Genomic DNA, 26,479 nt, shown 5'->3' on the forward strand with positions numbered 1-26,479 from the left:
TTTTAAATATATAACAATGTATCCTGCCTATATATTTTCTAATTTACAAGTAGAATAATCTGTATTAAGAGTTAAATGCCTTGTTTTTACTATATATTCCTTCAACAAATCCCTTATAGTGTAGGGTTCTAGTACAGGTTCACTCGAATTCCTAAGAGGGAATAACTTAGGATGACCAAAAGCTATAAAATCATTCGAAACGATACTGTATTTTTTATTATCATCCCAATCACCTTTATCTAATTCTAAATTAATAACTTTTGATCCATCATCTCTCGAAGAATCATATACAACCTTTAATCCTGCAAAACACATTGTACCTAACTTATGTTCGTAGTCTGTAATCCTTCTGTTTTGTACTTCTTGGGTTAAAAACAATTCAATAGCCTCTTTTAAATGCTCTCCTCTTACATTAATCACAGTAGGTTGGAGAGCATATGGGAGCATATCCCAAAGGTGCTGATCTTTAATTTCCCCTGTAGATAAACTAGTGAAAAGGAACCCTGTATTCATCATACCTATATCAACATTTGTTTTTTGCTTCATTAATTTTGCAATTAAATGTGCACATCCTTCTTTACTAGGATCGTCAGAATTACAATAACCCAGTTCATATGCTAATGATTCCGTTAACTGTATTTGGATATTTCTAATATTTTCTAAGGTAAAATAATCTGCATCTAATTCTTCAGTTGAGATTACTTTATTCTCAAACTTGAGTGTTTTTCCGCTTATATTATCTATCTCAACACTTAATACTCCAATATGCTTTAATTTTTCTCCCGCTTGAAGGATAAGAGTATCCTTCTTTTTCATTGGCGCTTCTAATAAATCATGAGTATGTCCACCAATTATTAAGTTGATATCTGGAAATTCCTCAGGTATTTTCAAATCCGTTGGTAATCCTAAATGCGATAAAAGAACTATAAATCCTATCCCCTGAGATTTGAGTTTTTTAATCTCTTCGTGCAATACAATTTTCCAATCTCTAATGTTTCCACCTAACGCTTTAAAAAGCCTTTCAGAGAAATTGTAGGATATTCCAATCACACCAATTTTCATCGAATCTAATTCGATTATTATAGAGGAGTTTACCCCATTAAGTAATGAATTGTTATCCGCACTATAGAGATTAGCCCCTAGTAAAGGAATATTTAATGCTTCTCTTAGTTTAGCGATATTATTTAACTGAGAAACACCTATATCATGATTCCCTAACGTAATTGCATCGTAAGGAATATTAGATAATATCTGTGCCATACTTAAACCATTTGTTGAGTAACATTCTAGAACTATATCATCCAAGAAATCCCCTGCGTCTAGTACTATGACCTTTTCGCCTTCTGTTTCCTCACTATACTTCACAGATTTTATAAAACTTGATAATAACGGTACATTTTTTATATTGGCATGGATATCATTTGTGTAGATAAATTTTACTTTAGATACTCCCTCTTTCATGGCTAAACACCTCTCTAAGCTATTAATTTAGAACTTATACATACCAGGATGATTGTGTACTATATAGAGAATAGTATTCTTTCTTTTTTCTTAGCAATTCTTCATGATTACCAGACTCTACAAGATTCCCTTCTTTCATCACTAAAATTCTATCTGCATATCTTGCCCACCCTAACCGATGGGAAATCAATAATACTAACTCATCACTTAAGAGTTTATTGTAATTATTGAAAATTTCAATTTCAGCTAGTGGATCTAATGAAGATGAAATTTCATCTAAGATGACTAAATCTGTTTTTTTTATAATTGTTCTAGCTAAAGCGAATAAACTCCATTGTCCTCCAGAAAGATCAAAAGAATTTTCTCCATAATTACCTAGTATCGTATCCCATCCTTTTGGAGAGTTATCTATAATATCGGCAAAACCTATTTCATTTATAAATTCATTTAATCGTTTCAAATTTATATTCTCCTGTCCCCTTGCAGAACCCACTTCTATATTTTCTTTAAAACTTAGGGGGAATTTAGTGAAGTTCTGTAAAACAACTGAGGCATTTTGATAAATAGACTCTAAATTTATATTATGTAATGGAATATTATTGATTAATATTTCTCCACTAGTAGGTTTATATATACCCAGAGCTAGCTTAACTAATGTCGTTTTTCCGCTACCGTTTTCACCAACTATTGCAACCTTTTCGCCTTTATTGAGAGTAAAATTAACATTATTAAGGATATTAGTCTTACCTTCTGAATATCTGAAGCTTACGTTTTTAAACTCGATGCACTGAATTCCTTCTATATTCACAAAATTATTCTCTACATCGCTTTTACTATAAGTATCTTCCACTTCTAAGAATTCTACTAAGTCCTGTGCATTTAAAGAAGAAATAGCGAAATTTTGAATAGGGGTAATTATCTGAAACATCATTCTCTGTATAGCTGCGATAGCCCATATGGTTATAGTAATGTTACCAATATTTGAAGCAGTATAACTTATATTGTGAACTAGTAAAAAAAGACTTACGGAAAAAGCAATAATGTTTATAATGCCTACAATAAAACCAATTTTGATCTCATTCCTTCTTAATTCTCCACGGGCAAATAAACTTTGATTAAGATATTCTCCCCATTGTTTAATTAAGAAAGGTGCATATTTAAAAATTCTTACTTCTTTCGCTGATTCTGGTAAAGTAAGTATACTACTAATGTAATTTGCTTTTCTTCCGCTGGTAGTAGTATTCCTATCAAGTTTTTTTACGGCTATCTCAGTCCTAATTTTAATTAATAATGCTGGGGCTGCAGCTACTATAAGGATGATAGCAATCCAATAGTTGATTGTGAATATTATTCCAAAAAGAGACAAGAGTGTAATAAGTATTCTAATCGTTTCTGTCTGGCTACTAATAAAGTTTAATAGTTGTTCTCCAACAAAATCAGTACCTCTTTTTAACTTATCCTGTACCTGTTTATTCTCCAGCAAGCTATATTTCATACTAAAAACTTTTTTCCAAATTTGAGTTTTTATTATAACATCTGCTTTATTCTTTAATGCTATCCCATGAACATTCATCACAAGGAGTAAAACATATTGGGAAATACCCGCAATGAATATTATTAGTAAAGTTGGATAAATCCCTGTCACAAAACTATTAAATGAAGAATCCATGTCAAGAAATTGTGCTGTAAAAGTTATTAAGTCTTTACGACTACTGTAGACAGGATACGTTAATAAACCACACATAATGGGTATTACTAGCCAACTTAAAGTAATAATAGGATGCTGCCTAAATATTAAAGTGAATATTTTGAAACTATTACGTGTGACCTTCCACATCATACTTAATCCCCTTATCGCTTTTTAATCTTATGATGTATACCATTGTGCTTGACTGTTAAACATCATATTATATTTACCATCAACTATACTAATTAACTCTTCGTGTTTACCTGTTTCAATAATCCCTCCTTTATCCATTACAATAATTACATCTGCACTTTTAGCAGCTGCTAGTCGGTGTGTTACTATAATTTTCGTTTTCTCTTTTGTAGCTTCTAAAAATTTATTTATTAATAATAACTCCGATTTGGCATCTAAAGCGGATGTGGGCTCGTCAAAAATAATAACATTTTGATCTTTCCACAGTCCTCGGGCGATAGCTAGTTTTTGCCACTGCCCTCCTGATAAATCTGTTCCCCCAAAGGTTGTTCCTAATTGTTGCTTTAAATCCATCGAAATATTAAAATCAAGAAAATTTAGCAACTCAAGTAGTTCTTGTTCATTACGTACTCTGTTTATATCTCCAAGTATAATATTGTTTTCTAAAGTAAATTGATAACGGAGGAAATCTTGAAAAACAACAGAACATTTATTTTCCTTAATATTAATAAACCCTTCTTCCGGATGAATTAAACCAGAAAGTACTTTTGCCAATGTAGATTTTCCACTACCAATTTCCCCAACTATAGCGATGGTTTGTCCATTTATTATTTTTAAATTAATGTCTTTTAGGGCGAATTGTGTGCTAGAAGGGTACTTATAACTAACACTTTTTAATTCCAGATAGTTACTATCTACAATAGCGTAGTCCTTGCTTGATGATGGAATATTTAAAAATTCATTTAGTTCACTAGCTAAATGAGAATCTCTAATAAAAGTATTAAGTTTGAAATTTATTCCCTGTAATAATTCATTAAATAAATTAAACAATGTCAAAAGCAATATAAAATCTCCTATTGATTTCCCTTCAACTATAGCCATCCAACCTATAAAGAAAGACATCAGCACTTGAATAGCGATATAGATTATAAATGGTATAGCTTTTTTTCTTGCAACTATTCCTTCTTGTTTGATTAGACCAGAAGATAAAATATTCATTTTTTGAACAAATTTATTTAATAAAAATTTGTTAGCAAGGAGAACTCGTATTTCCATATTAGCTTCTTTGTTAATCCCCTGTGAAAATATTGATTCTACTAACCTATATTCTCCCCCCTGTTTACTGATAAGTTTAGCAACCTTCTTATTCTGTTTAACTTGAATTATAAGTTGTATCCAAGCAAAAATTAGTGTTATTAATGCAATTGCAGGAGTACCAAACCAACAAAATAGTAAAACAATTGAAAATACAGAAACACTGTCAACGATTAGGCTATAAGCGTTGACCATTGCCTTCGACAAATTCAGATTTTTGCTTTTAAAGATTAAATCCTGAATTCTTGGGTTTTCAATTTGAGTAAGAGCTAAAGATAAAGCTTTATCAATTAATTTTTTTTCAAAAGTATATGGAATTGTATCTTGTAATTTAGTTCTTGCTAAAAGCTCTATAGTACCTACTATCTGTTTAAAAAACATAAGCAATAATAATATTGCAAGGGCCATATACAAGGAACTCATTTCTTTACTTGAAAAGCTATTAATTAAATTCCTTAGAGCAAAGGGTTCTAATAAACTAAGTAAACTAAAGGAAGTGAAAAAAATAAAGAAACTGTAAGCTTGAGATTTGTTTGCACAAATTATTATTTTAAGACATATACTTAATCTTTCCTGTAATGTTTTATAACGATTTAACAAGTGAAATCTCCTATCTTTATTTATATTTAAGAATATAAATTTTTATATTCTTAAAATTAATAAATATTTTCTTTACATAATTGACTTGGACGATTCATTTTAAAAACACGGTCTAAGATTTCATCATTCCATTCAAACTTGAGTTCTGTCCCCTTATAAACTTGTTGTAAATAGTTCAAGCTCGATGGCTTCAATTGCTCCAAAAATTCATGTGGGACAATATTTCCAAATATAGATTCAACATAATACAGTGCATAGTAAATTGCTTCTGTAAATCCATAACTTTTAGTACGATTCACAAATTCCTTCCAGTTTATTTTTATACTTGGACTAGTTAAAATATAATATAAATCGCAAATCTTATATAAAAGTAAGTCTTTATATTTTAGTACCTCAGATAAAATTGCAGCTTCTTTATAGAAATGAATACTAGTAAAAATAAGTAGATCTTCCCAATCTGTTGTATATAAAATACTGTCATTTATTTTCACCTTTTTTCTCCTTGCTAAAATTTCTTCTACTATAGAATCTGTTCTAACGTTCGTCATTAAGTCTACAGAAAACTGTATATCAACTTGATGGGATTTCAATACGTTATATTCATTTGTTACTTTTGTAAATGGATATACCTCGTGGGACACTAAGGTTGACATAACTATTTCTTTTCTCTCAGCAGGGACGAGCTTATTATTTACAAAATCATAATTACCTTGACTGTATCCCAATGATTTTAAAATACTCTGTACTTCCATAACATCATTCATATGGACAATAATATCTGTGTCATTCGATATTCTGGAAGCTATGTCTTGATAGGCAAAAGAAGACAAAATAATCCCTTTCTGAATCACGTATCTTATATTTACTTTCTCAAATGCAGTACAAACTTTTTCTATACAATGAAGTTGCTCTAGAGCTTTGACTTCTTGTGATGAGTAAATAAATTCTAAATAATTTATTAAGTGACCACATTTAAATCGTTGAGAGGCATCTGCTAAAATATATTTCTTTATATTCTTCCAAGCTACAGCCGAGATACGATGAAAACTTAATAACCCCATAACTTTACTCCAATCCATATGGGTATTCATCAAGTTTCTTAATAATTCAATTTCTACATCATTAAGTGGATTTTTAGATAAAAGCAATATAATTGAATGTTCTAAGTCATTTTTATCTATTAACTCATGCATTAGACTCTCACCTTCTCATGAGATGTTTTTTCTTGTAAATATTCATCATACCAATTAATAGTATTCGCCAATCCCTCTTCTATGGAATATTTAGGTTTCCAATTCAATAAATTTTCCGCTTTTTTTATATCTAAAAATTGATTATTTATTTCACATTTAGCTATATTTAGTATTTCAGGCTCAATGTGATCAATGTTAATAATTTCAATGATTTTATTCACTAAATCTAAAACACTAAGGGGCTTACCACTACTAAAATTAAAAGCCTCTCCCCATATCTCCTTGTTTATTTGCATATTTTCTGCAAGAGTGAGATAAGCGTCCACTGCATCAAGTACGTACAGATAGTCTCGAGTGGAACTACCATCGCCACGAATTAAGGGTTTCTCACCTTTTAAAACAGACATGGCACTACTAGGAACAATTCTTGTTAAGTTAAGGTCTCCTCCGCCGTATATATTTCCGCAACGTGTAACACATACCGGTAAACCATAAGTATGAAAATAGGTAGATGAAAGTAAATCAGTAACACTTTTCGAAACATCATAAGGAAATATGCCATTCATCTTAGTTTTTTCAGTATAAGGTAAATTTTCAACATCCCCATATGCTTTATCACTAGATGCTACTATTATTTGCTTAACAGTATCAAACTTCCTAGAACTTTCCAACAAATTGCAAGTTCCTAAAATATTTGTTCGAAATGTATCTACAGGATTTGCATGGGCAATTTTCACATCCGTTTGAGCTCCTAAATGAAATATTGTCTCAATTTGATATTTACACATTATACGGTCAATTAATGCGCTATCCTCTAAGTCCCCCTGAATCATCATAATTTTATTATGAACACCGGAGCGCACCAATTCTGAATCTTTATGAAGATTTCTATACAACCCTATTACCTCTGCATCTAAATCTATTAAACTTTTACATAAGTGTGATCCTAAAAAACCATTGCTACCTGTAACTAACACTTTGCGATTCTTCCACATACTTATCGTTCCTCCTATTATGTATTACCCAAGGCGCATTTCCTTGACTCCAAATTTTATTTAAACGCTCTACATCTTTAACTGTATCTATACTACTCCAAAAGTCATTATGTTTAAAAACAGCTAACTGTTTTTTTGAAGCTAGGAATGTAAGAGGCCCCTCCTCAAGGGAAACATGACTATTAAAATATTTTAATGCTTCTTTCTTAATCACCATAAATCCCCCATTAATTAATTCCCTCATTTTCGCTTTCTCTTTAAAATCAATCGCAAAACCATCTTTAACGTCAATTACACCATATGAAGATATTGGATGTACTCCTGTAATAGTTATTAAAGTTTCCTTAGTTCTATGGTATTTTAACAGGTTACATAAGTTTACATTACTAACTCCATCACCATAAGTTAGAAAGAATTCATCTTCTAGATGAGAAGCAACCTGCAAAATACGACTAGCTGACTCAGCTTCTTCACCTGTATCTAAAATTGTAACGTTCCAATTAGGATTACTTTCTTTACTAAAATACTCAAAAAAAGCATCCTTCTTATACCCAGTACACAAAATAAAATTGTTATATCCATAGCTTGAAAAATGGTTCATGATATGAACTACAATTGGTATTTCACCTACATTAATCAGGGGTTTAGGCATGTCTTTGGTTAAACTAGACATCCTTGTACCTTTACCACCACATAGTATTACAACCTGCATAACATTACCTCTCCTTTTGTCATTTATTACTGTCCAATAATCCTTTTACATAACCTATGCACATATAGTAGTAATGAATAATACAAAAAACAAAATAACCCGTTCCAAATTCACGTTTATACGGAAAAGGAGGTAAGTATTTTAGTAATTTTTTTTTTGACTTATCTTGATCCATCCAATATCTAAATCCATATCCTTTACCATAACCTATCCAACTTCTTTTTAACTTTTGAAAGTTTGTATCTTCTGTATGGATTACAACACTTTCATTTAGATGTAGCAAAGGAATGGACATATGCTTTTTAAGACGTTGAGATAAAATATAATCATCTTGTTCATCAATATTATCTTTAGTCCATCCACCATTCGTTTGCAAGAATGTTTTCTTTATAATAAGATTAGGTGTAAAAGTTTCATTGACAAATAATATATTGTCAGCAATATGTCTATAATAACTGTTCATAGTTCCTATCCAACTTGTCCCTTTTAGATACCGAACAGATCCCCTAATTACTTCGTGATGGTTTAGATGTGGTTTTAAAAAATTATAGTATTCTGAATCAAATACACAGTCACTATCTACAAAGCATACATAATCTGCCAATGAGTTAGCTACACCTATGTCTTTCCTCTCGCACCTAGTCTTACCTTTAGCCAGAATTATTTTAAACTTACCTTTAGCCTTCTCAATCAAATTATTTATAGCCTTAAAATAATTTTCAGACTGGATATCTAAAACTATAATACACTCTAGGTATTCTACACCTTGCATTTGTTCTATACTATGAATCAAGTTAAACAGACGTTCATCCTCATTCGATGTTACTACTATAGATAGCTTTATTTTTCTTCTCAATCCTAATCAACCTTTTAATTTTTATATTTGTAGCATTTTTTTATACAAATCTTCTACAAAGCCTATTATTTCTTTGTAGTTATAGTCTGTAAATATTTCAATAATTTCTTTAGATTTACATATGTGAAGCCGTGTTAAAGTAGGTACTAAAAAATGATGAACAAACACCCAAATATCCATCCTCTCATTAAAAACCCCATGATTATTAGGTATCATTCCTAAAAGATCAATAATTACAGGATCTTTTGTAGATCTTCGAACCATTACATTAAAATCCGTTAAATCTGTATGTATTAAGTTAAATGAATGTATTACACAAAGTGATTTAATAATGGTTTTTATAGAATTTAAAAGCTCTCTTTTACTACAAATGTCTAGGTAATCTAATTGATATGCTTTATCAAATAAAATATATGATGGTTTATGAGAATTAAAAATCCATCCATCAATATACTCCACCTCAACAGAACAATTACAATAACTATAGATTCTCATAATATTTTTATGATTGATCAAAGAAATTTGATCTAGCAACCAATTATCCCGTCTTAGTTTATCCCGGTTTATAGCAACACCATAAAGATGTTCTTCTGTCCAATCCTTTGCTTCTCTTTCTATAATAAGTGAATTATCATGGACGTATCCTATATTTTTATTTTTACTACTTCCTAACTTAATAACCTTATTACAATTTTCTTCGGGAAAATATTTGTGTAAGCAAGTGGATGAACAGTATTCCATAATGTTTACCTCTAATTTCTATTCTTGTTTTAATTAAGCTTTTATAATTTCATATATGCCATAATCAAAAGAATATTTAGGAAACCAGCCTGTTAATTTTTCCATGTTATTCATGGATAAAGTTAAATTTTGGCTGGACTTTCTTGTACCTAAATTATATACAGCATGTTCATTGTGTAACTGATTATACATCGTAACGATGGTATCTATTACTTTATGAGTGGTTATACCACACCCACCCCCTAAATTTAGCACTTGACCAATTATATCTGATTTACCTAATTGTACTAATTTTATTAGGTATACTATGCATTCTATGACGTCTTCTATATATATAAAATCTAATATACCCTCTCCGTTACTTAATATTGAAGGTACTTCATTGTCATATAAAGCTGTTAATATTGAAGGTACCAACCTAGATTTATTATGATCCCCTTTGCCAAAAACATTTGCAAAACGTAGAATCACCAAAGGAATATCGTAAGTGTTATAATACCTCCTACATATATCTTCGCAGCAAACTTTATATTTACCATATAGTGTAGATGGATTAACTTGATCGTGCTCACTAACCGGACCATCTTCCCGATCATCATAAACTTTAGAACTAGATGCTAGGATTAATAACGGTTTATTAGGAACATGTTTAATAGCACTTAGTAAATTATCTAAAATCGATATACCTTCAACAAAATCTATCTCTGTTAAATTAACATTACTAGGACCAGCTAGATGAATAATCGAACTTATCTGATAATTAACAATTAAAGATACTATCTCTTCTTTATCCATTAAATTACTAACATAAGGTATTACTCCTTGGCTTGTAATACCGCCAAATCGACTTTGTCCTACTACAGTATATCCCTCTCCTACAAGATATCCCACCATTTCTTTGCCAATAAAGCCATTAGCTCCTGTTACAAGTACAGTTTTCTTCATAAGCATTATTCAACATCCGAAACAATTAAATTAGGGCTTAAATGCTTAGTATCATTAAGTTTTGAGATAAGTATAGAATTATCTTCGTAAATTCTAATATTAGTAACTCCTGTTGGATAGACACCATAGTTTATCTTTATATCATAATGTTGTTGCAATAATTGTTTTAAAATTGTTTGTATTACCCTTCCATGAGTTACTACTAATATTGTTTTATCCTTGTATGTTCTAACTAATTTATCAAATGCATTCTTAATTCGATTTTGAAAATATTGATAGCTTTCTCCTTGATCTATGCAATACTGATTATCTTCCAAGTACTTATTTATATTTAACCTCTCAGCTTCCTCTTGTGTTTTTCCTATTAGAATTCCATTGTTTATAGTTCGAAAGTCGTCCTCATAATGCAGGGGTGAATTTAAATGATCTGCAATAATTTCAGCCGTCATCGAAGCCCTTTTCAAAGTACTCGTAATAATGCTATTTATTTCTAAATTGTTTTCTAGGTCATTAGCTAGAGCTAATGATTGGTATTCTCCTATTTTTGAAATAGTTGAATCAGTCCAACCTCCTGTTAGATGTTTATCATTAAAATCAGCATGACGTATAAGGTAAATATCTGTGTAATTTAAGCCTAAATAGTTATCTAACATTTTGTTCAGATTCCTCTTTACTCACATTATAAAATTTATAAAAACCACACCTTCTACACACAGAATCTTCCGATAAATTGTTTGTAATAAAATCCTTCCGAAATTCCCTATACGTTTCACCATTCCAAATTTCATCTAAAGAATTCACGTTAACATTCCCAAGATTGATTTCACCATTGTAATCCGAGCAGCAAGGTACCACTGTCCCATCCTTCATAATAGTCATAGATGTAAACGGGAATGTACACCCTTTAAAAAACACATCCTCATTTTCAATTTTAAATTCTTCATGATTAACATCCGGATATGGGAAAAAGTGTTTTATATAGACATTTACTCCTTTACTCTCCCAAAAGTCTTTAAATTCCTCAATACTTTCCCTAGTACGTGACATTGAAACCATTTGTAAATCAATAATAAGCGCGGGGTTAAGCTCATCACGCAATTTAATAAATGCTAAAATATTCGAAACCGCCTTTTCATAATTAACAGTTTTACCACGTATTTCTTTGTATTCTTCATCATTTGTTCCATCGAGTGCGATTAGTAGCCGCTTTATACCTGATTTTATCAAACGTTCAGATATCTTCGGTTTTAACTTAGTTGGATTTACTGAAAAATGAACATCCACATTTGAGTTTTCTCGTGAATATGTAACTCTCTCACATAACTTTGGATCTAATAATGGTTCACCAAAATGGTGTAACCTTATACCTGTAATTTCGTAATTACTACTAACCATTTCCTCTATCGGTTGAGACTGCTCCACGAATTCGGGAACATATCCATTTGGGAAAAATTCGTTCACTTCATTTATTATCTTCTCATATAGGTCCATAGACATTGGAGAAACAGCTCTATCCATTAATCCTATCCCTCTAGGACACATTACACAAGTGCAATCACAGGCATTGGTAGTCTCAATTTGTTCAACAAATGGCCTTCTAGAACGAATAGAGTCAAGATAATCAAATTGTTCTAAATGATCCATATTACTAATTTTAGATTTATCTATCTTCTTTAAAAAATCTGTATCCATCATATTTTTATTCTGTCCTCTCTAAATTCAGGTAAGTAACCTTTAATTTTTGTATATAATTCCTCGTATTGAATGTCTAACTCTCCTCTGATTTCTATAATATCTTTTATTTCAGTTACTTTCCTAGTATAGATATCCCAAAATATCTCTAACTTCTTTAAATCTAATTGCGAAAGCTTTTCAAGCCTCCACTTCTCATTAGGATTAGTATCTCCTAGAGTAATATTAGTTAACTGAACAGATATATCTAACAAATTTATACAATTTATATATGAACTATATAATTTTCTATCTAGTAAATTCCCTTTTAAATCCTCGTATGTATCTCGGTATTTAAGCTCTAAATCTTGAATCAAGAGCATTCTTAAATTTTCAAAATTTATATGGGAGATTAGAGAATTATACTGCTCAGAATTATAAAGTACATAACTATTAAGTAGACGATGTATAATACGTTTTTCTTTAATATTTAATACTCCTACAGCATTAACACGTTTTACATTTGCAATTTTTCTAATTATAGATAAAACATCATCTTTTAGCAGGTAATCTACGTCTATTAAAAAATCTTTTGATCCAATAATATCTACACATTCTTTAGGATTTGAAATGTCCATTGGAATGCTGTTGCATATTACATAGAAATCCAAATCAGATAATGAGTTTCCCACTCCTTCTATTAAAGAGCCACTTACATATACAGTGTCTTCACTTTTATATGATAAAAATTCAAGTTTTTCTTTTGCCTTCTCAATATATTTCTTATCCATTATTTTCACTAGCTCCTAACACTATGTGATCAAAATTATCAGTAATAAGTAGTTTTAACGTTTGCCTCTTTAATCATTTGCTTGATAGGATTTTCAAAGGATACGCATAATGAGCCCACAGGACAAGTTATTTTATATGAGGGTTCGAATTCTGAAATCGGACTTGCACCTTCTTTATATTGCTTTAAGCAAATACCACCCTCTTTAAAGCAATAACCCCTCCCTAAGTGCCATAGGACCTCGTTGATTTCAAATAAAGTGGCATATTCCCTCAGCTTATCACCAACTATAGCCATCTTATTTCTTATTAAATTATCTATTTCCGGGTCAATTTCTTGACCTGATTGCAACTTATCTAATAAGGATTCATCTTTAATCTCAAGTAAATTCAACCTAAACATCACACGCTCAACATGATAATCAATTGGTATTTTTACTAAAGAAAAATCTAGAAAATCAAACAAATTAGCTTGCTGTAAGTATATAGCTAATACACGTGATTTTTTTTGTTCACTATCACTAAATGAATTAATTCTCGAAAGAATATTAAACAGACCGTTATTTCCAAATATCCTAAATTCTGCGTTACATATGAGATTCCGCATACTACCACCGAAGTATTTTAGTAAATAATTTGCGGTTTCTATAAACTGACAAAACCTTTCATCAACCTTATCTAAGTTACAGTTACCTAGGTCGTCTCTAAATATTTCTTTAAAATCTTCAATCGTAATTCCACTAAGATGCAAACAATTTAATTCATCTGAATGTTTCATAAAATATAATTGCGAGGAAAGAAATAGATAATCAGTCCCTCGAACACAACGACCACTTATAGTGCCGTAAATACTTGAAGTGTTTTGACAACAAGATACCAGCAATAACCAGTACAAAGACCATTTTTCAGCATTATCTGGGTAACCTTCCTTTGGTATTATATTTAGTTTAGGTATTTTTCGATTTATATTTTTTATATTTTTACCGAATTTCCTGATTTCATATTCATTTATATGAATGGCAACATTTATACTCATAAGATAACCAGCTTACTATCAACCCATTCCAGATTAAGATCATGGTTTGGAATTAATTTTTCATGTACTTCTGAAAATATTTCTAAGGAAACGCCAAACCTTCCCACAGATGATACTCCTCCGCTTCCACCACTCATTGTAAGTCCTCTACCTTTGATTTGTTCACGTAAAAAATCTGTTTCTTTTAAAGAGTATCTAGGATGATAAACTACGCCGCCTTCCAATCCCTTTTCTTTCAGTTCTATAAAATATTCTTCATTGTAATCAAATAAATGGTTTGTTGGAGATAAAAAAGGAACACCATTTGACTCAACAATCATATCAATTAACTTGTCTACATCTTCATAAAACACATTTTGATGATTTTTTATTCCTTTTAATCTATTTTCAAGAGGATAATAACCGAGTAACTTGAAATCATAGCCCCTTAAATTAGTATAATATTCAGCTCCTAGGCATAAAAATGGACTTTCACCTTTGTTTTCTTCTGAATATTCCAATAAATAATCTTGTAGCATAAGAAAATTATCATTAGGAAGTACTAATGCCAGAGCATTACTATGACAATTACTAAAAATATGATTAACCTTTTGAACAAATTCAATTTTATTCTCCGGGAGCTGCTCTTTAACATACATATCACCAAAGAGATTAAAATTATTAACAAACATTTCAGGAAAACAAGCCTTAACTTGTAAGTCATATTCGTTTCCAGCTTCAGATGAATGAAGAATATTTTCAACGTCTTCTCCACCTAGATATTCCCTTATTAGAGGTTTTAAAACCCTTAATTTATGAAAAGCGTTATGTCCATAGAGTAACACAGCAGTTATCGGACCACGGGACATATAATTCAAAAATTCCTGATGGCTATGAATGAAAATATTCTTTACATCCAGTGGAGTAAGTTGTAAAGAGTTTCTTTTCACTTCTTTCAAACCATGATTTTCCAAAATCAACAGAATTCTTTCGAGTAATTCCCTTTGAACTCCATCTGGTTTTAGTACAAGTAGAGCATATTCGTGTGTATTTATATTTTTAAACATAATTCAACCACCTAAATCTTATATTTAGTAATAATAAGCATATCTATTTAAACATATGCCCAAATGCTTTTTTGGCTTCTAGATATTTAAAGTTATCTGAATTGGAAAACCCTTCAATCTTCTCGATAGCTGAGATTTTCAATCCATTCTCACTTAATTGTTTCATTTTATCTGGGTTATTAGTTAACAATTTAACCGAATTATAATTTCTTAAATAATTAATAACTTGAGCGGCTTCAGAAAAATCACGGACATCGTCCTTAAACCCCAAAACCCTGTTAGATGTATATGTATCTAATCCTAAGTCCTGTAACTGATTAGTCATTGCTTTTGCCAGTAATCCAATCCCTCTTCCCTCATGATTAGACATATAAACTATTGCTCCAGAACCGGAATGTGTAATTTTTTCTATAGCTATTTCTAGTTGCGGACCACAATCACAGCGACTAGATTTAAAGATATCACCAGTAAAACAACAAGAATGTACCCGGACTAACGGATCTTCAGAGGAACAGAAATTACCATAAGTTAATATACTATTGTAATTTTCGTTAATATACTCCTCTTGATATATGTTATTGATAAACTCTCTTGCATTCAGATGGTTTTCCGAAACTTTCCATACATACCAATTGTAAACATGCCTTGTTGAATCCTTATATGTAGGGAATAGAGTTGGTCCAAATAAGTACAAATATTTCCCATTACTTGTAGGTAATATATTTAAAGATTTCTCTAAGTGTTGTAAATACTTATCCGATTTTGATACTTGAATTACGTTCATCTAAATTATCCTTTCCTGCATAAAAACTATAATTAAATCTTAAAGTCTAAAACATTAAAGTCTACATTCTTTATATTAGAGTCAACGGTTATATTATTTTTTTCAAATAATAGGGAGTAGTTTAGACGATTAAATGGCTTAGTTTCTTAGTCACCATAGCAATGTAACTTTATATTGTTTATGGAATAACCTAGTTTACTATTTATTTCATATGGCTTCTCTAAAATAACTTTTGTTTTCTTTATTGCTGAAATATAATTAGGATGGTTAAGGTTAAAATTTAATTTCTCTTTAATGATAGAATATTCTTTATCGTAATAACTAGCGTTTTCATCTAACTTATTTCTGTGATTTATAAGGAGTATCACATACTTCTCATCTCTTTCAAGAACCTTATCCAACAATCTTCTTATCAACCCGAAACGTTTGAGGTCTTCAGTAATCGAGTCATCTTAAAATCTAGATAAAATAATAAAACATTTCTTATCTTATTACGTATATTACTTAATTCCTTGGACATTATTACAGAGTCAATACCCCCTGAATAATTTGAAACTTATCCTTTCCAAACCCTAATTTATTTAATCTGGCATTTTCTTGTACACCTCTTGAATACGCCCTATCGCCATAACCTAATCTATAAGAGGTCTCCATTTTTTGTAGTACATGTATAAAGAAGGTAAACTAAAATACGCAAAAGACCCAGTAACACTTACCCAATTTTATAATATTTTGTAAACTTCCCTTTTCATAGTTTCATTCTGTTCATTATTCTTAAAAAAAGTTTCCATGGATTTATCCTTTATCATCTTCATAGCACCCTTTAAATTTATTTACATCTGCCTGTTCTTCCTTATAAGCTGTCAGGTAAATTGATTGATCGAACTACGAACTTTATTTCAAGATCCCTGTAAACTTCTAAAGCCAATTCTTTTGAATCTTTCATAGTCTCACCTTTAGTTAAGATTCTAGCTATTATATCTCTGTTAGATTTTGGTAATTTTACATAAGAGTCATCATCAATATTCTTTATAATTTTAATATCCGGATTATTTACCCATTCTTTTTTTATGGATAATCCTTTAAAATACCCTTCTATAGGGGGGACAACTTCTAGACAAGTTGAATAACATTTTGGCCCTAAATTTAGTTCATTTATTTTCCCTGTAATATATAGTTCATTAATTAAGGAAAAAATATCACAGTTTAAAGTCTCATTAATCATCCAATAATTTGGCCATCCTACTAGTCTAGGATTGACTTCCAGTATATAAATTTCACCATTTTCATTGATAATATATTCTATGTGACATGGACCAAAATCATAGTTAAAGTCAGTTATAAATTTTTCAGTTGTTTCTATAACAAGTTTGTTGATATCCTTATCCATGTAAGGAAATGTATAACCTAATTCAATAAAATATGGTTTTGGACTAATAATCCTATTTGTTACACCTAATATCGTCAACTTGTCTTGATCTTTAATAAATTCACAACTATATATTTTACCCTCAATATATTCTTCGAGAATGTATGAACTACTATCAATTAGATTGTTAGTAAATCTAGATAACAGGGATAAGTTCCTATAGCTTTCTTTAAGCTCGTCTTCCGTAGAAACTAATTTTACCCCTAAAGATTCATTTCCATTAATGGGTTTGAATATATATTGTATTTCTTTGTTTTTTATAATCTCTAATCCCTGCTCCAAACCTGTTAGAACGTGGAAATCAGGATAGGGATAACCTAAATACCGCTGCTTCTCCCGAAAAACATGCTTCTTTGAAAAAGTATACGCCGATGTATCATTGAGATTATTTAAGTTGAATTCTACAGATAGTTTCGAAACATGATACACATAAAAATCACTCGTAGTAAACATAGTTAATATATTATATTTTTCAGCTATCCTTTTAACATGGTCCCGCAGTACTTCGTATCTTGTGATGTTTTTGTCCTCTATGTACTCTAATAAATTTACTTTATTATCTAAGTTAAAAGGTAAAATACCAGAACTTAAGTAAATTATCTTGTATCCTTTTTTAGCAATACTTATAATTTCTGAACCCAGGTTTCCTGATTCAATTAACAAAATCACCTCTGTTTTACTCATCCTTCAATAACCCCATAGTTTTCTAGTAATAAATTTGAAAGGCTTTCTACATTATCAAATATATCTAGCATTAAATGTTCATCATTGAAGGCTATACCTAAATCACCCTCTAAAGCTACAACCAATGATACAATCATTAAAGAGTCTAATCCATGCGAAGTAAGTTTTGTGTTCTCAGAGATATTAATCTCTCTTTCCAGTACAGAACATATCACGGACTTCAAATATTTTTTTAACAATTCTTTGTTTTCAAATCTCATTTTCACTAACACCTCTAAATTTTTTGTGATAATTTATAATTAAGATTAAATTCCATTTCCAGTAATTGATCATATATAGCTAATAGTTGTGTTATGTCACCACTATTTAATGAATACCTTATTAGGTAATTTGCTAATTTCAACCACATACCTTCCAGCTGTTTGAATTCTTCTTCTAATTGGTTAGATAGGTGATAACAAGTTTCAGACATGAGTCTTCGAGTCATGATAGTACCGTGAGGACCTCTTAATTCCCTAGATAATCCTATACATGCAATCTTCTTTATAGTTCCTTCACAACAATCTATATTCTCTAGTTCACTCCTGAAATTCTGCATATTTTTTATATCTTCTGATATGTATTTTTTAGCATTTAATAGGACTTGGCTCCTTATATTTTCTTTTAACATATCATCACTCAGAATGGCATCAGTATTTATACTAAAATATTGAAACTTACTTTGTAGAGTTTTGCTCCTAGCAAAAATTAGGTCATCCTTAGAAATTTTGCTTTTATGGATGGCATCAGAAACCCAAAAACTGTTATCAATATTATCAAATTCATGTATTATTATCATATGATTATCAGAGTTTTTTCGATAATTAACTGTATCATAGGGTAGGTGATAACAATTAGTCAAAACTAATTGATAGCCTTTTCTTGCTAGCTCAGAAAATGTATTATTTAGCGCATCTTCCTTGGTTTGTTCTTCAACTCTTCTAACGTCTACTCCCGTATTCTTGAAAAAAATATCAAAATTTATTGTATTGCCTCTAATAGCATAACTTGGGACAAAACTTTCATATTTAAAGAATTTAAAACCATATCCCCCAAGGCCATGAAAAATATAACATTCAGGTATACAATAATTTGTTTCAATATTAAATATCTCACTTAGACAGTAATATAAACAGTGTTTATTATTATCTATACCCATATATTAAACCTTACTCCTTAATAATTCTGGCCAATTATTATAATCTTTTCCAAACGTACTAATGATTAAATTTATCCAGCGATCCAATCCAAATGCTGTGCATCCTGAGAAAAGATACTCTCCTTGCAAACCTCTAATGTTATAATTCTCACATAATTTATCGCTACAAAAATTAAATGAAGCAATTGAAACTTCTTCTCCTCTTGGGGCTGATGCTACTAGTTCATACTTTGCATCTGTCATTAATTGGTAGGTTGATTTCTTCATATCATCATAAAAGAAGAAAGGATCATTGGCCGTTATAATTTTACCTGCCAATTTAATCTCTGTGAAGAAATCCCATATTTTTTTCATTAGTTTATCACGTACTGCTAGCACATACTCCTTCTCTCCAAAACATACTATTTCCCGCATATAAAATTCATTTTTACGAAATTTATTCTTTTTCCATTCAACTTCATGCCTAAAGCATTTTCCCTTAGCAGTTAGCACTTTACTTTCTAGGGTATTATTATGCAACTCCTCATAACAATGATAACAAATGCAAGGTTGTAGAAAGTAACCACTACTTCTAAACAATTCATCTTGTGTATTAGTATTATCCTCATTTCTAATCGCTTCTATTAGTTCATAATTATGTTCAATCTCAAAGACAGAATATATATTCTGAGGGAAATTTTTATGATATTTATTCTTTTCCATATTGTAATAACTCATTAATGTAGGGTATTCTCTGACTGTTGCTTTGCATTCTTTTGCAAAATCAACTAAATAACTATCAACAATATTTAATAGAGTAAGGTCCACCTCATTAAAATAATTCGACTCCATTTTGTCGCTTGATTTATTTTCTACTTGAAATGCTATAGAATTATCATTACTAAATAATATTTTTTGTTTGATTGATCTATGATTCTTTACGTTCTTCACTAATTCCATGAATACCTTATTAAAATAATCTAAATCAGCATCTGGTTTAAAAGACATTATTATTTTATCATTATTTAATGAGACAGATAAAATATCTTCACAAAGATACGGTATTCTGCTAATAAGTTCATCCAAGTTTTCTTCTTTTAGATTAATAGGCACTGTTAATTCTTTTATCATAAAAAACTCCTTACTACCATCTATTTCTTAATGAAATGATACCAAAATGTTGCTTAGCAATTATTTCGTATATAACATCCCTTTGAGGAGGATGAAATTCACCAGCTTTGACATCAGAGTACAAATTAGCTAGTAAATTATCCTTATCTAAACTTCTTATCCCTTGTATCTTCATAGCTGCATTAACAACTTCTTGAGCACTTTTTACTACATAATCCTTAGTTATTAAACTAGATATGTTTAACTCATTATTTTTATATAAATCCCCTTTATCTAAATATTCTTCTAATTTGGTACAATAATAATCAATTTGAGAATAAGAAGTATTTAGATTTATAAGCATTTCTGCTAATGAATATTGTACTCCTGGAAAAAATGCTAGTGGTTTATTAGTGTGAGGTACTTTGGCTGTCTTAGAATAATCCGTTATATAACTTAATGCTTTATGTGCCATGCCATAGGATACAGAACTTACACTTAATCTAAATAAATAACCTAATATCTCTGTTTGTTCGAGGCCCTTTCCCTCAGGACAAATCCTGCTCGCTTTGTCGACAAAAACATCTTTTAGTAAAATACTATTACTACTAGTATCAGCCATAGATATACTATTCCAATCATCTTCAACTATCACACCAGGAGAGTTTTTATCAACTATTACAACCGCTATTCCATTAGGTTCATTATTTTCAGATTCCACTAATACATACACCGGCAAAAAAGTAACATACGGTTCAAAGGAAACGAATTTTTTTCTTCCATTCAATATATAACCTTCATGAGTTTTTTTAGCAGTTATCGGAAAATCACTAGGATTGATTTGTTTAGGATTGACAAAATACAATCCAGGTTCATTCAGCGATGCAAAAAGTGCATTTTCATTACGAACACGGTTAAAATAAATATTTTTTTGCTCTTCACTCATTAAGTAATTTAATCCCCAAGTTGTATACAAATGCATTGAGATTCCAAGTGAAACAGAGGGATATTCTAATGCTAACTCTTTTAGTAAACTAAAATAATCCTTTGGCTTAAAACCTTTCCCCCCATACTTTTTTGGTAGAGTAGTTAAATGTATCTCTCTACTTATAATATCGCTTATAATATCCATTCCTATTTTTTTCTTCATTATATTGTCTCCTAAAATTAAGATCCTTAGAAAGTGTTGCTAGAGAAAGGTAATTTTAATATTTATTTAAAGATTCTCTTTTTTATATCTATTAATATGTTTTCATACGACGAATTTGACCAACTTTTTTAATAGTTAAACGTTTCATACAATCCCCTCCTTTATGTATGCAATCTACTCTAGTTTACGGTATCTATTAATATGTTTTCATACGACGAATCTGACCAACTTTTTTAATAGTTAAACGTTTCATACAATCCCCTCCTTTATGTATGCAATCTACTTTAGCTTACGATATCTATTAATATGTTTTCATACGACGAATTTGACCAACTTTTTTAATAGTTAAACGTTTCATACAATCCCCTCCTGTACTTCTTTCCCTAACTAACACTTTTTAAATACCCTATTATCCTTTTTTCACCAGAACATTTTTACTTATTAAATCACAAATAAATTCCTCTAATTCTTCTGATGTATATTCACCTGAATATATATTGTTAATATGTATAAACTGCTCCTTAGCACATTCAATAAGACTATATGCTTCATTATCAATGACATATCCTTCACCAGAATTCATTTCAATTAAAAGTTTTTCGTCTCCTAAATCTTCTACTACTACGTCTATATTAAAACGTACATACATATAACTCCTCCTTCAACAAATAAATCAAGTAAACTATTAATTTGATTAATCAGATTTTTTTGTACATTCTTTATTATATACAAAATTCCATTTTTTACAATCTTTTTTTGAATTATTCAGAAGTTTTTTTATATAAAGTCATTTAAGGGCAATCCCTTAAACTTGGGTACACTGATACTTCTACCTTTTATGCAGATTTCAAACAATTATAAGTCAACTCCATGTGGATAGCTGGTTGCTTTTAAATTATTCATACCTATTTTTGTGCTTAGCGATATTTATTTGTATTCTAATCACACAAGTTTTATATTTATTTTTCTCATATGTAAAGGTAACATTCTGGAAATTCTCAAAACACAAATAAAAATAATTTCAAATAACCTTATATAAATACTAAAGTCCATTTCAATTGAAATGGACTTTAGTATTTATATAAGAAATCTTCTAATCATTTTTTTGTTACAATATCTTTTGGATCGCCCTTTACTTTGTAATACTTAATGTTAAGACGAATAGCTACTACAGAGATTACAATAAACCCTATTACGTATACATGTCTCTCTTTCCCCATTTCTTATTGTTTAGCGAACTTATTATGTAAATACTTCACATGTTTCTTTTCAATATCCTTATCCATAATGTTCGCTCGTAATATTGTTTGGTAGATGTGCTGAACCTCATCATTTGTAAGTTGCGCTTCAGTATATGATTCAATACATTTTTGTAGATCGTTATAATACAGGACATGTTTATCTTTAGATTGAACATTTACTCTTTTTAGACTGCATTTTGGATGGAACGCTGCAATAGAGATGCACGGTAGCTGTTGTTCCATTACCCATTCGATTGCTTTTATATGTTTATAGTTTTGTCGAAATGGATTTTGAAAAGAGGATTTTTTTCTAAAAATACCCTGTATCCACCTTGCAGATTTCTCATTTCCATAGATCCATCCCTCGTAGTTTTTCGTCTCTATAACAAATACACCTGTTTCAGCGATAACAATATGGTCAATTTGCGTTGTATCACCGTACTCCGTATTAACCGTTACATTATGTAATACAAAGTAACTTTTTGGATCTAATTTACTTAGTATACGTTTCACCAGTTTCTCTCCAGCTTTTCCTTTCCATTTCGGTACATGTTTTTTCACAACACTATTCAACGGAATCAGGACCGCAATGAGAATTAATTCAAATATCAATATTTTCATGATAGAAGCCTCCTTTTCACACTCTTGCGTTTCTGCGCATTAGACGATAGATGTACGTTTCTAATCCTAAAATAAAATATGAGATACATAAGCCTTTTATCACCATCTCTACAAACCCTAAGGCTAATGAAACAATGAGCCCACCCCTAAACGGAAACGGTCTTGTCACTCTTCGATTTACTGGTTTTTCAATAACCCCAAAATTTGCCCAGGTAGGCAAACGTTTTTCCACATTCTTTACGGTACCCATTAATCCGTATTTTAACGATAGAATGAAACATCCGATTAATAAATAAACAACAGAAGAAAAATAGATAGATAGGCCTATTACGAAGCATGTCAGTAACCAGCCTATTAATATAGAATTTCGCAAAGCAATATATTCTCGATTTCTATTCAATACAAACAGTCCTTTCAAAATTAATAAGGTTATTTTAATTTGGAAAATATTTACATTCGTTTATAAACATGATATGATACGTCTATATTAATTTACGAATTAGCCTAAAAAGGATTGTGATAGACATGTTAAAACTTGTAATAAATAATACCGGAACAGAACCAGAAAGTGATTCAGCTTTTTCAAACTATTTCACTTGCAAAGACTGTGTATATTATCTTTCAAAATCAGATTCTTGCAGTCTGCAATTAGCAGCTGATTCAAATAATCCCCTTGTCCCTTATGAGTGTGGTAACTTTGAGGAAACCTATGAAATCGGAACGGAAGATCCATTGAATTCACACATACATCAGCAACTTCGTGAAGAGAAAGCGCAAATACTAGCTGAAAGCTATCCAGCACAACTTTCTATTGATCCAATTCATAAAGACGCTATATGGTATGGATCAGTAAACTATGGTTGTTGGATTATAAATGATTCGAAGAAACGTTTTGCACTTGCAGAACAAGTTCCTTTCGGTGATAATAATATGTCATCTAAAAAATACGCATCTCCTTTTCCTTTACATGACCATGGTGCAAAAGAAGGTATCCGACACTATATGTGTTGGTACGTAAATGAAAAAGGAATTGGCGAATACCATCTTCTTATTGGTGGTGTCATCATGAAAATTGCAGAAGGGGTTAAGAAACTTGGATTCAATTACTAATCGTATCTACAAGAAAAGAATGTTAGAACATACCATACTATTTAGTTTGGTACAGCTGGTACCACTGATCGTATCTACCGGTATCATATATATATTGCTAGAACTTACTGATACGGAGTGGAAAACCTGGTTTAGTTATGAAGGAATCTTTGTAATTATTTTTCTTATAACAAGGTTCCAGGTGTTTCCGAATAAGAAAAGTATTATCTCTTTAAATCAACACGAAAAATGGTTTTCAAAGTTAAATATCTTCTTGGTCTCTATATTTCTAGTATTATTTGCATCCATACCAACTCTATTAAAAATTGCTTTTATTCTACAAATGACTGTTATTCTATTTCTACTAGAGTACCTTTGTTTGTATATTGATCGTTTACCGATACATAATTTATATAGAGTAAAAGAGATCATTTGTGATAAAAAACAACTCAAAATTGAACGAATTATTCCAAACAATGAGGAACACGGTACTCATACAATTAAAACAAGGGATGAGCAATACTTTTTATATACCGCTGTGTATTTGAGCGGCATACTATCGCCAATTTCAGAAGAAGTATTTGAAGAATATGAAAGAAAGAACCTAATGGGTAGATAAAAGGTACTGAATGTAGATTCAGTACCTTTTCTATCTTTATATATAGTTCTTTACATATTAGCAAATAGCCATGGAGCGAGTACGGCTAACATACACAGCAAACAAGATCCTGTTATGACACGGTTAGACCAACGATAATACTCAGGCTGTTTCGTACTTTCATGAATCTTTCTTAAACGAATACCTGCAATTAACATAAATGGTGTGAAAATAAGTGCTGTTGCTTTAAACAGGTCTAAAAAATCTGTGAAGATGTTCATAAACGAAAATACATCGGAACTAAACAAGAAGTACACACTTAGTCTCATGGACATCATGCTAATAAACGAGAAAATCATACTTCCAGTTGCCCACTTCATCCATTGACCATTCTTTGTAATTAATGCCATAACCATAACAATAACGCCTAATACGAATGAAATAGAAAAGATATTTACTCCTACTTTAAAAGCCGGTGCATACATACCTTCAATCTTTTGTATGATTGATGAGCCGAATGAATCATCTTTCTCTGTTTTTTTCGCTCGATTATTCAATCCCTCTTGAAAGGATGACGAAAGGTCATTCCCGTTCGATTTATTAAAATCTACTTTTACAGAAGCCTGAGCTGCTTGTAAGGGCATAAGTAGTAAAATCATTAAAATGAGCGTACATAGGACTCCAATCATCCCTTTTTCTTGTTTCATCATACATCACCCGCTAATTTCGGTTTAACGCTTTTTAATTTGATTTGATTTCCTTCCGCAACATAATAAAGATCTGCTGCATAATAGATATTTGCCTTCGTATATGCTCCCATAATAGCATTCGCAATTTCTTCCTTCTCTACTGCAATGTATGTTTCATTTTCATTGTAAAATTCAATTTCAATTCGATTAATATTATTATTTAGTACTGTGATATGTAACTCTTTTAGGCTATCTAGACGATTTCCTAATCCACATACTAATTTAAATACTTTATTTGCAATTGTTGGTGGTTTAACATAAGTCGTATTAAAATGAAGAGTTTCATCATCTATCACACCATCTTCCTCAACTTCACACGTCATAATGAAAGAATGATTTTGCTTTTCGATTTCTTGTTGACTCAACTTACGGTCAATAACATACTTCACGCTTGTTGACAGGTTTTCTATATATTCATCCAGTTCGGCATTTGAAATTTTAACCTCTGAGAATTCCGGAAAAATCATGTAAGCATGTACATTTGAGCTACTTTTACTTACACGTAATACCTGAACTTGTTTCTTTTCATAGCGCACCGTTTGTTCTAATTTTTCTACTACATTGTTACTTAGGGAATTAATAATCATTTACATTCACCTTTCAAAATTGTTATTTTTTTAACTCATAAATATTTTTCACTTCATATAATCCTCATGTTTGGATTTAATCTATTTTAAGCATTGTAATATTGCGAAGAGTTCTCAGTTCTCCTGTATTAAGATTATAATCACTTAATCTTAATACATTTTAATATTACAATGACGTACAATGTCTCATTATAGTCGAATATTCTTATATGGTGAATCATTCTGTCCCACTCATTTGTAC

The 26,479-nt window shown here is 30.6% G+C and carries 27 protein-coding genes; 2 read left to right on the top strand and 25 right to left on the bottom strand.

All coding sequences use genetic code 11. The annotated features are described in order from the left end of the window. Positions 1 to 27: 27 nt before the first annotated feature. From MR112_RS22440 to MR112_RS22550, 23 genes are all read right to left on the bottom strand, one after another. Positions 28 to 1,461 carry a bifunctional metallophosphatase/5'-nucleotidase gene (locus tag MR112_RS22440; protein WP_242245376.1) on the bottom strand — a complete coding sequence of 478 codons (1,434 nt, stop codon included), beginning with the start codon at positions 1,459 to 1,461 and terminating at the stop codon, positions 28 to 30. A 34-nt stretch (positions 1,462 to 1,495) separates the two neighbouring features. Next, positions 1,496 to 3,301 (bottom strand): ABC transporter ATP-binding protein, encoded by a 1,806-nt coding sequence (locus MR112_RS22445; protein ID WP_242245377.1) that lies wholly within the window; start codon positions 3,299 to 3,301, stop codon positions 1,496 to 1,498. A 27-nt stretch (positions 3,302 to 3,328) separates the two neighbouring features. Then, positions 3,329 to 5,035 carry an ATP-binding cassette domain-containing protein gene (locus MR112_RS22450; protein ID WP_242245378.1) on the bottom strand — a complete coding sequence of 569 codons (1,707 nt, stop codon included), beginning with the start codon at positions 5,033 to 5,035 and terminating at the stop codon, positions 3,329 to 3,331. A gap of 56 nt (positions 5,036 to 5,091) precedes the next feature. Continuing rightward, positions 5,092 to 6,228 (bottom strand): nucleotidyltransferase family protein, encoded by a 1,137-nt coding sequence (locus MR112_RS22455; RefSeq protein WP_242245379.1) that lies wholly within the window; start codon positions 6,226 to 6,228, stop codon positions 5,092 to 5,094. Continuing rightward, the gene (locus tag MR112_RS22460) at positions 6,228 to 7,229 is read right to left on the bottom strand and encodes a GDP-mannose 4,6-dehydratase (RefSeq protein WP_242245499.1); all 1,002 of its coding nucleotides are present in this window, start codon (positions 7,227 to 7,229) and stop codon (positions 6,228 to 6,230) included. The genes MR112_RS22455 and MR112_RS22460 overlap by 1 nt, the downstream gene beginning before the upstream one ends. Further along, entirely contained in the window at positions 7,189 to 7,935 is a 747-nt protein-coding gene (locus MR112_RS22465) for a sugar phosphate nucleotidyltransferase (RefSeq protein WP_242245380.1), read from the bottom strand. Before MR112_RS22465 ends, MR112_RS22460 begins: the two co-directional genes overlap by 41 nt. Before the next feature lie 19 nt (positions 7,936 to 7,954). Then, positions 7,955 to 8,791: a glycosyltransferase family 2 protein gene (locus MR112_RS22470; protein WP_242245381.1), complete on the bottom strand. Its 837-nt coding sequence runs from the start codon at positions 8,789 to 8,791 to the stop codon at positions 7,955 to 7,957. A gap of 21 nt (positions 8,792 to 8,812) precedes the next feature. Then, on the bottom strand, positions 8,813 to 9,532 hold the full coding sequence (locus MR112_RS22475) for an RIO1 family regulatory kinase/ATPase domain-containing protein (protein WP_242245382.1): 720 nt from the start codon (positions 9,530 to 9,532) through the stop codon (positions 8,813 to 8,815). A 33-nt stretch (positions 9,533 to 9,565) separates the two neighbouring features. Then, positions 9,566 to 10,483 (bottom strand): NAD-dependent epimerase/dehydratase family protein, encoded by a 918-nt coding sequence (locus MR112_RS22480; RefSeq protein ID WP_242245383.1) that lies wholly within the window; start codon positions 10,481 to 10,483, stop codon positions 9,566 to 9,568. Then, on the bottom strand, positions 10,483 to 11,130 hold the full coding sequence (locus MR112_RS22485) for a histidine phosphatase family protein (RefSeq protein WP_242245384.1): 648 nt from the start codon (positions 11,128 to 11,130) through the stop codon (positions 10,483 to 10,485). The genes MR112_RS22480 and MR112_RS22485 overlap by 1 nt, the downstream gene beginning before the upstream one ends. Continuing rightward, entirely contained in the window at positions 11,120 to 12,172 is a 1,053-nt protein-coding gene (locus MR112_RS22490) for a radical SAM/SPASM domain-containing protein (RefSeq protein WP_242245385.1), read from the bottom strand. The genes MR112_RS22485 and MR112_RS22490 overlap by 11 nt, the downstream gene beginning before the upstream one ends. Further along, positions 12,169 to 12,939, bottom strand: a complete 771-nt coding sequence (locus MR112_RS22495; protein WP_242245386.1) for a hypothetical protein — start codon at positions 12,937 to 12,939, stop codon at positions 12,169 to 12,171. The genes MR112_RS22490 and MR112_RS22495 overlap by 4 nt, the downstream gene beginning before the upstream one ends. Positions 12,940 to 12,977: 38 nt before the next feature. After that, positions 12,978 to 13,973 carry a hypothetical protein gene (locus MR112_RS22500; RefSeq protein WP_242245387.1) on the bottom strand — a complete coding sequence of 332 codons (996 nt, stop codon included), beginning with the start codon at positions 13,971 to 13,973 and terminating at the stop codon, positions 12,978 to 12,980. Continuing rightward, a complete protein-coding gene (locus MR112_RS22505) occupies positions 13,970 to 15,019 on the bottom strand; it encodes a nucleoside-diphosphate kinase (RefSeq protein WP_242245388.1) in 1,050 nt (349 codons plus the stop codon). The genes MR112_RS22500 and MR112_RS22505 overlap by 4 nt, the downstream gene beginning before the upstream one ends. A 43-nt stretch (positions 15,020 to 15,062) precedes the next feature. Further along, entirely contained in the window at positions 15,063 to 15,803 is a 741-nt protein-coding gene (locus tag MR112_RS22510; RefSeq protein ID WP_242245389.1) for a GTP cyclohydrolase II, read from the bottom strand. Positions 15,804 to 16,656: 853 nt separating this feature from the next. Beyond that, positions 16,657 to 17,916, bottom strand: coding sequence for an ATP-grasp domain-containing protein (locus MR112_RS22515; protein WP_242245390.1), 1,260 nt, complete (start codon positions 17,914 to 17,916; stop codon positions 16,657 to 16,659). After that, positions 17,913 to 18,176: an acyl carrier protein gene (locus tag MR112_RS22520; RefSeq protein ID WP_242245391.1), complete on the bottom strand. Its 264-nt coding sequence runs from the start codon at positions 18,174 to 18,176 to the stop codon at positions 17,913 to 17,915. Before MR112_RS22520 ends, MR112_RS22515 begins: the two co-directional genes overlap by 4 nt. Positions 18,177 to 18,190: 14 nt before the next feature. After that, complete coding sequence (locus MR112_RS22525; RefSeq protein WP_242245392.1) at positions 18,191 to 19,114, bottom strand: BtrH N-terminal domain-containing protein; 924 nt, start codon at positions 19,112 to 19,114, stop codon at positions 18,191 to 18,193. Positions 19,115 to 19,117: 3 nt separating this feature from the next. Then, positions 19,118 to 20,224 carry an aminoacyl--tRNA ligase-related protein gene (locus MR112_RS22530; protein ID WP_242245393.1) on the bottom strand — a complete coding sequence of 369 codons (1,107 nt, stop codon included), beginning with the start codon at positions 20,222 to 20,224 and terminating at the stop codon, positions 19,118 to 19,120. Positions 20,225 to 20,237: 13 nt separating this feature from the next. Then, the gene (locus tag MR112_RS22535) at positions 20,238 to 21,353 is read right to left on the bottom strand and encodes an acyl-CoA dehydrogenase family protein (protein ID WP_242245394.1); all 1,116 of its coding nucleotides are present in this window, start codon (positions 21,351 to 21,353) and stop codon (positions 20,238 to 20,240) included. Between the two features lie 409 nt (positions 21,354 to 21,762). Next, positions 21,763 to 22,002: a hypothetical protein gene (locus MR112_RS22540; protein WP_242245395.1), complete on the bottom strand. Its 240-nt coding sequence runs from the start codon at positions 22,000 to 22,002 to the stop codon at positions 21,763 to 21,765. A gap of 574 nt (positions 22,003 to 22,576) precedes the next feature. Continuing rightward, entirely contained in the window at positions 22,577 to 23,215 is a 639-nt protein-coding gene (locus tag MR112_RS22545; protein WP_242245396.1) for a nuclease-related domain-containing protein, read from the bottom strand. A gap of 16 nt (positions 23,216 to 23,231) precedes the next feature. Then, positions 23,232 to 23,615 carry a hypothetical protein gene (locus MR112_RS22550; protein WP_242245397.1) on the bottom strand — a complete coding sequence of 128 codons (384 nt, stop codon included), beginning with the start codon at positions 23,613 to 23,615 and terminating at the stop codon, positions 23,232 to 23,234. Between the two features lie 125 nt (positions 23,616 to 23,740). Here MR112_RS22550 and MR112_RS22555 point away from each other — a divergent pair, with 125 nt between their 5' ends. Further along, complete coding sequence (locus MR112_RS22555; protein ID WP_242245398.1) at positions 23,741 to 24,325, top strand: hypothetical protein; 585 nt, start codon at positions 23,741 to 23,743, stop codon at positions 24,323 to 24,325. A 19-nt stretch (positions 24,326 to 24,344) separates the two neighbouring features. Next, positions 24,345 to 24,923: a hypothetical protein gene (locus MR112_RS22560; RefSeq protein ID WP_080450259.1), complete on the top strand. Its 579-nt coding sequence runs from the start codon at positions 24,345 to 24,347 to the stop codon at positions 24,921 to 24,923. A 50-nt stretch (positions 24,924 to 24,973) separates the two neighbouring features. Here the strand turns inward: MR112_RS22560 and MR112_RS22565 are convergent, their stop codons facing one another. Next, complete coding sequence (locus MR112_RS22565; RefSeq protein ID WP_242245500.1) at positions 24,974 to 25,609, bottom strand: hypothetical protein; 636 nt, start codon at positions 25,607 to 25,609, stop codon at positions 24,974 to 24,976. Continuing rightward, positions 25,609 to 26,238: a hypothetical protein gene (locus MR112_RS22570; protein WP_242245399.1), complete on the bottom strand. Its 630-nt coding sequence runs from the start codon at positions 26,236 to 26,238 to the stop codon at positions 25,609 to 25,611. Before MR112_RS22570 ends, MR112_RS22565 begins: the two co-directional genes overlap by 1 nt. Positions 26,239 to 26,479 lie beyond the last annotated feature (241 nt).

It is taken from the genome of Bacillus cereus group sp. BfR-BA-01330 (assembly GCF_022663885.1).
Taxonomy (GTDB): domain Bacteria; phylum Bacillota; class Bacilli; order Bacillales; family Bacillaceae_G; genus Bacillus_A; species Bacillus_A cereus.

Excerpts from the sequence above, each read along its gene's own strand:
- MR112_RS22440 (WP_242245376.1), bottom strand. The coding sequence starts at position 1,461 with ATGAAAGAGGGAGTATCTAAAGTAAAATTTATCTACACAAATGATATC.
- MR112_RS22445 (WP_242245377.1), bottom strand. The coding sequence starts at position 3,301 with ATGATGTGGAAGGTCACACGTAATAGTTTCAAAATATTCACTTTAATA.
- MR112_RS22455 (WP_242245379.1), bottom strand. The coding sequence starts at position 6,228 with ATGCATGAGTTAATAGATAAAAATGACTTAGAACATTCAATTATATTG.
- MR112_RS22465 (WP_242245380.1), bottom strand. The coding sequence starts at position 7,935 with ATGCAGGTTGTAATACTATGTGGTGGTAAAGGTACAAGGATGTCTAGT.
- MR112_RS22475 (WP_242245382.1), bottom strand. The coding sequence starts at position 9,532 with ATGGAATACTGTTCATCCACTTGCTTACACAAATATTTTCCCGAAGAA.
- MR112_RS22480 (WP_242245383.1), bottom strand. The coding sequence starts at position 10,483 with ATGCTTATGAAGAAAACTGTACTTGTAACAGGAGCTAATGGCTTTATT.
- MR112_RS22485 (WP_242245384.1), bottom strand. The coding sequence starts at position 11,130 with ATGTTAGATAACTATTTAGGCTTAAATTACACAGATATTTACCTTATA.
- MR112_RS22490 (WP_242245385.1), bottom strand. The coding sequence starts at position 12,172 with ATGATGGATACAGATTTTTTAAAGAAGATAGATAAATCTAAAATTAGT.
- MR112_RS22495 (WP_242245386.1), bottom strand. The coding sequence starts at position 12,939 with ATGGATAAGAAATATATTGAGAAGGCAAAAGAAAAACTTGAATTTTTA.
- MR112_RS22500 (WP_242245387.1), bottom strand. The coding sequence starts at position 13,973 with ATGAGTATAAATGTTGCCATTCATATAAATGAATATGAAATCAGGAAA.
- MR112_RS22505 (WP_242245388.1), bottom strand. The coding sequence starts at position 15,019 with ATGTTTAAAAATATAAATACACACGAATATGCTCTACTTGTACTAAAA.
- MR112_RS22510 (WP_242245389.1), bottom strand. The coding sequence starts at position 15,803 with ATGAACGTAATTCAAGTATCAAAATCGGATAAGTATTTACAACACTTA.
- MR112_RS22515 (WP_242245390.1), bottom strand. The coding sequence starts at position 17,916 with ATGAGTAAAACAGAGGTGATTTTGTTAATTGAATCAGGAAACCTGGGT.
- MR112_RS22520 (WP_242245391.1), bottom strand. The coding sequence starts at position 18,176 with ATGAGATTTGAAAACAAAGAATTGTTAAAAAAATATTTGAAGTCCGTG.
- MR112_RS22525 (WP_242245392.1), bottom strand. The coding sequence starts at position 19,114 with ATGGGTATAGATAATAATAAACACTGTTTATATTACTGTCTAAGTGAG.
- MR112_RS22530 (WP_242245393.1), bottom strand. The coding sequence starts at position 20,224 with ATGATAAAAGAATTAACAGTGCCTATTAATCTAAAAGAAGAAAACTTG.
- MR112_RS22535 (WP_242245394.1), bottom strand. The coding sequence starts at position 21,353 with ATGAAGAAAAAAATAGGAATGGATATTATAAGCGATATTATAAGTAGA.
- MR112_RS22540 (WP_242245395.1), bottom strand. The coding sequence starts at position 22,002 with ATGTATGTACGTTTTAATATAGACGTAGTAGTAGAAGATTTAGGAGAC.
- MR112_RS22545 (WP_242245396.1), bottom strand. The coding sequence starts at position 23,215 with ATGAAAATATTGATATTTGAATTAATTCTCATTGCGGTCCTGATTCCG.
- MR112_RS22555 (WP_242245398.1), top strand. The coding sequence starts at position 23,741 with ATGTTAAAACTTGTAATAAATAATACCGGAACAGAACCAGAAAGTGAT.
- MR112_RS22560 (WP_080450259.1), top strand. The coding sequence starts at position 24,345 with ATGTTAGAACATACCATACTATTTAGTTTGGTACAGCTGGTACCACTG.
- MR112_RS22565 (WP_242245500.1), bottom strand. The coding sequence starts at position 25,609 with ATGAAACAAGAAAAAGGGATGATTGGAGTCCTATGTACGCTCATTTTA.
- MR112_RS22570 (WP_242245399.1), bottom strand. The coding sequence starts at position 26,238 with ATGATTATTAATTCCCTAAGTAACAATGTAGTAGAAAAATTAGAACAA.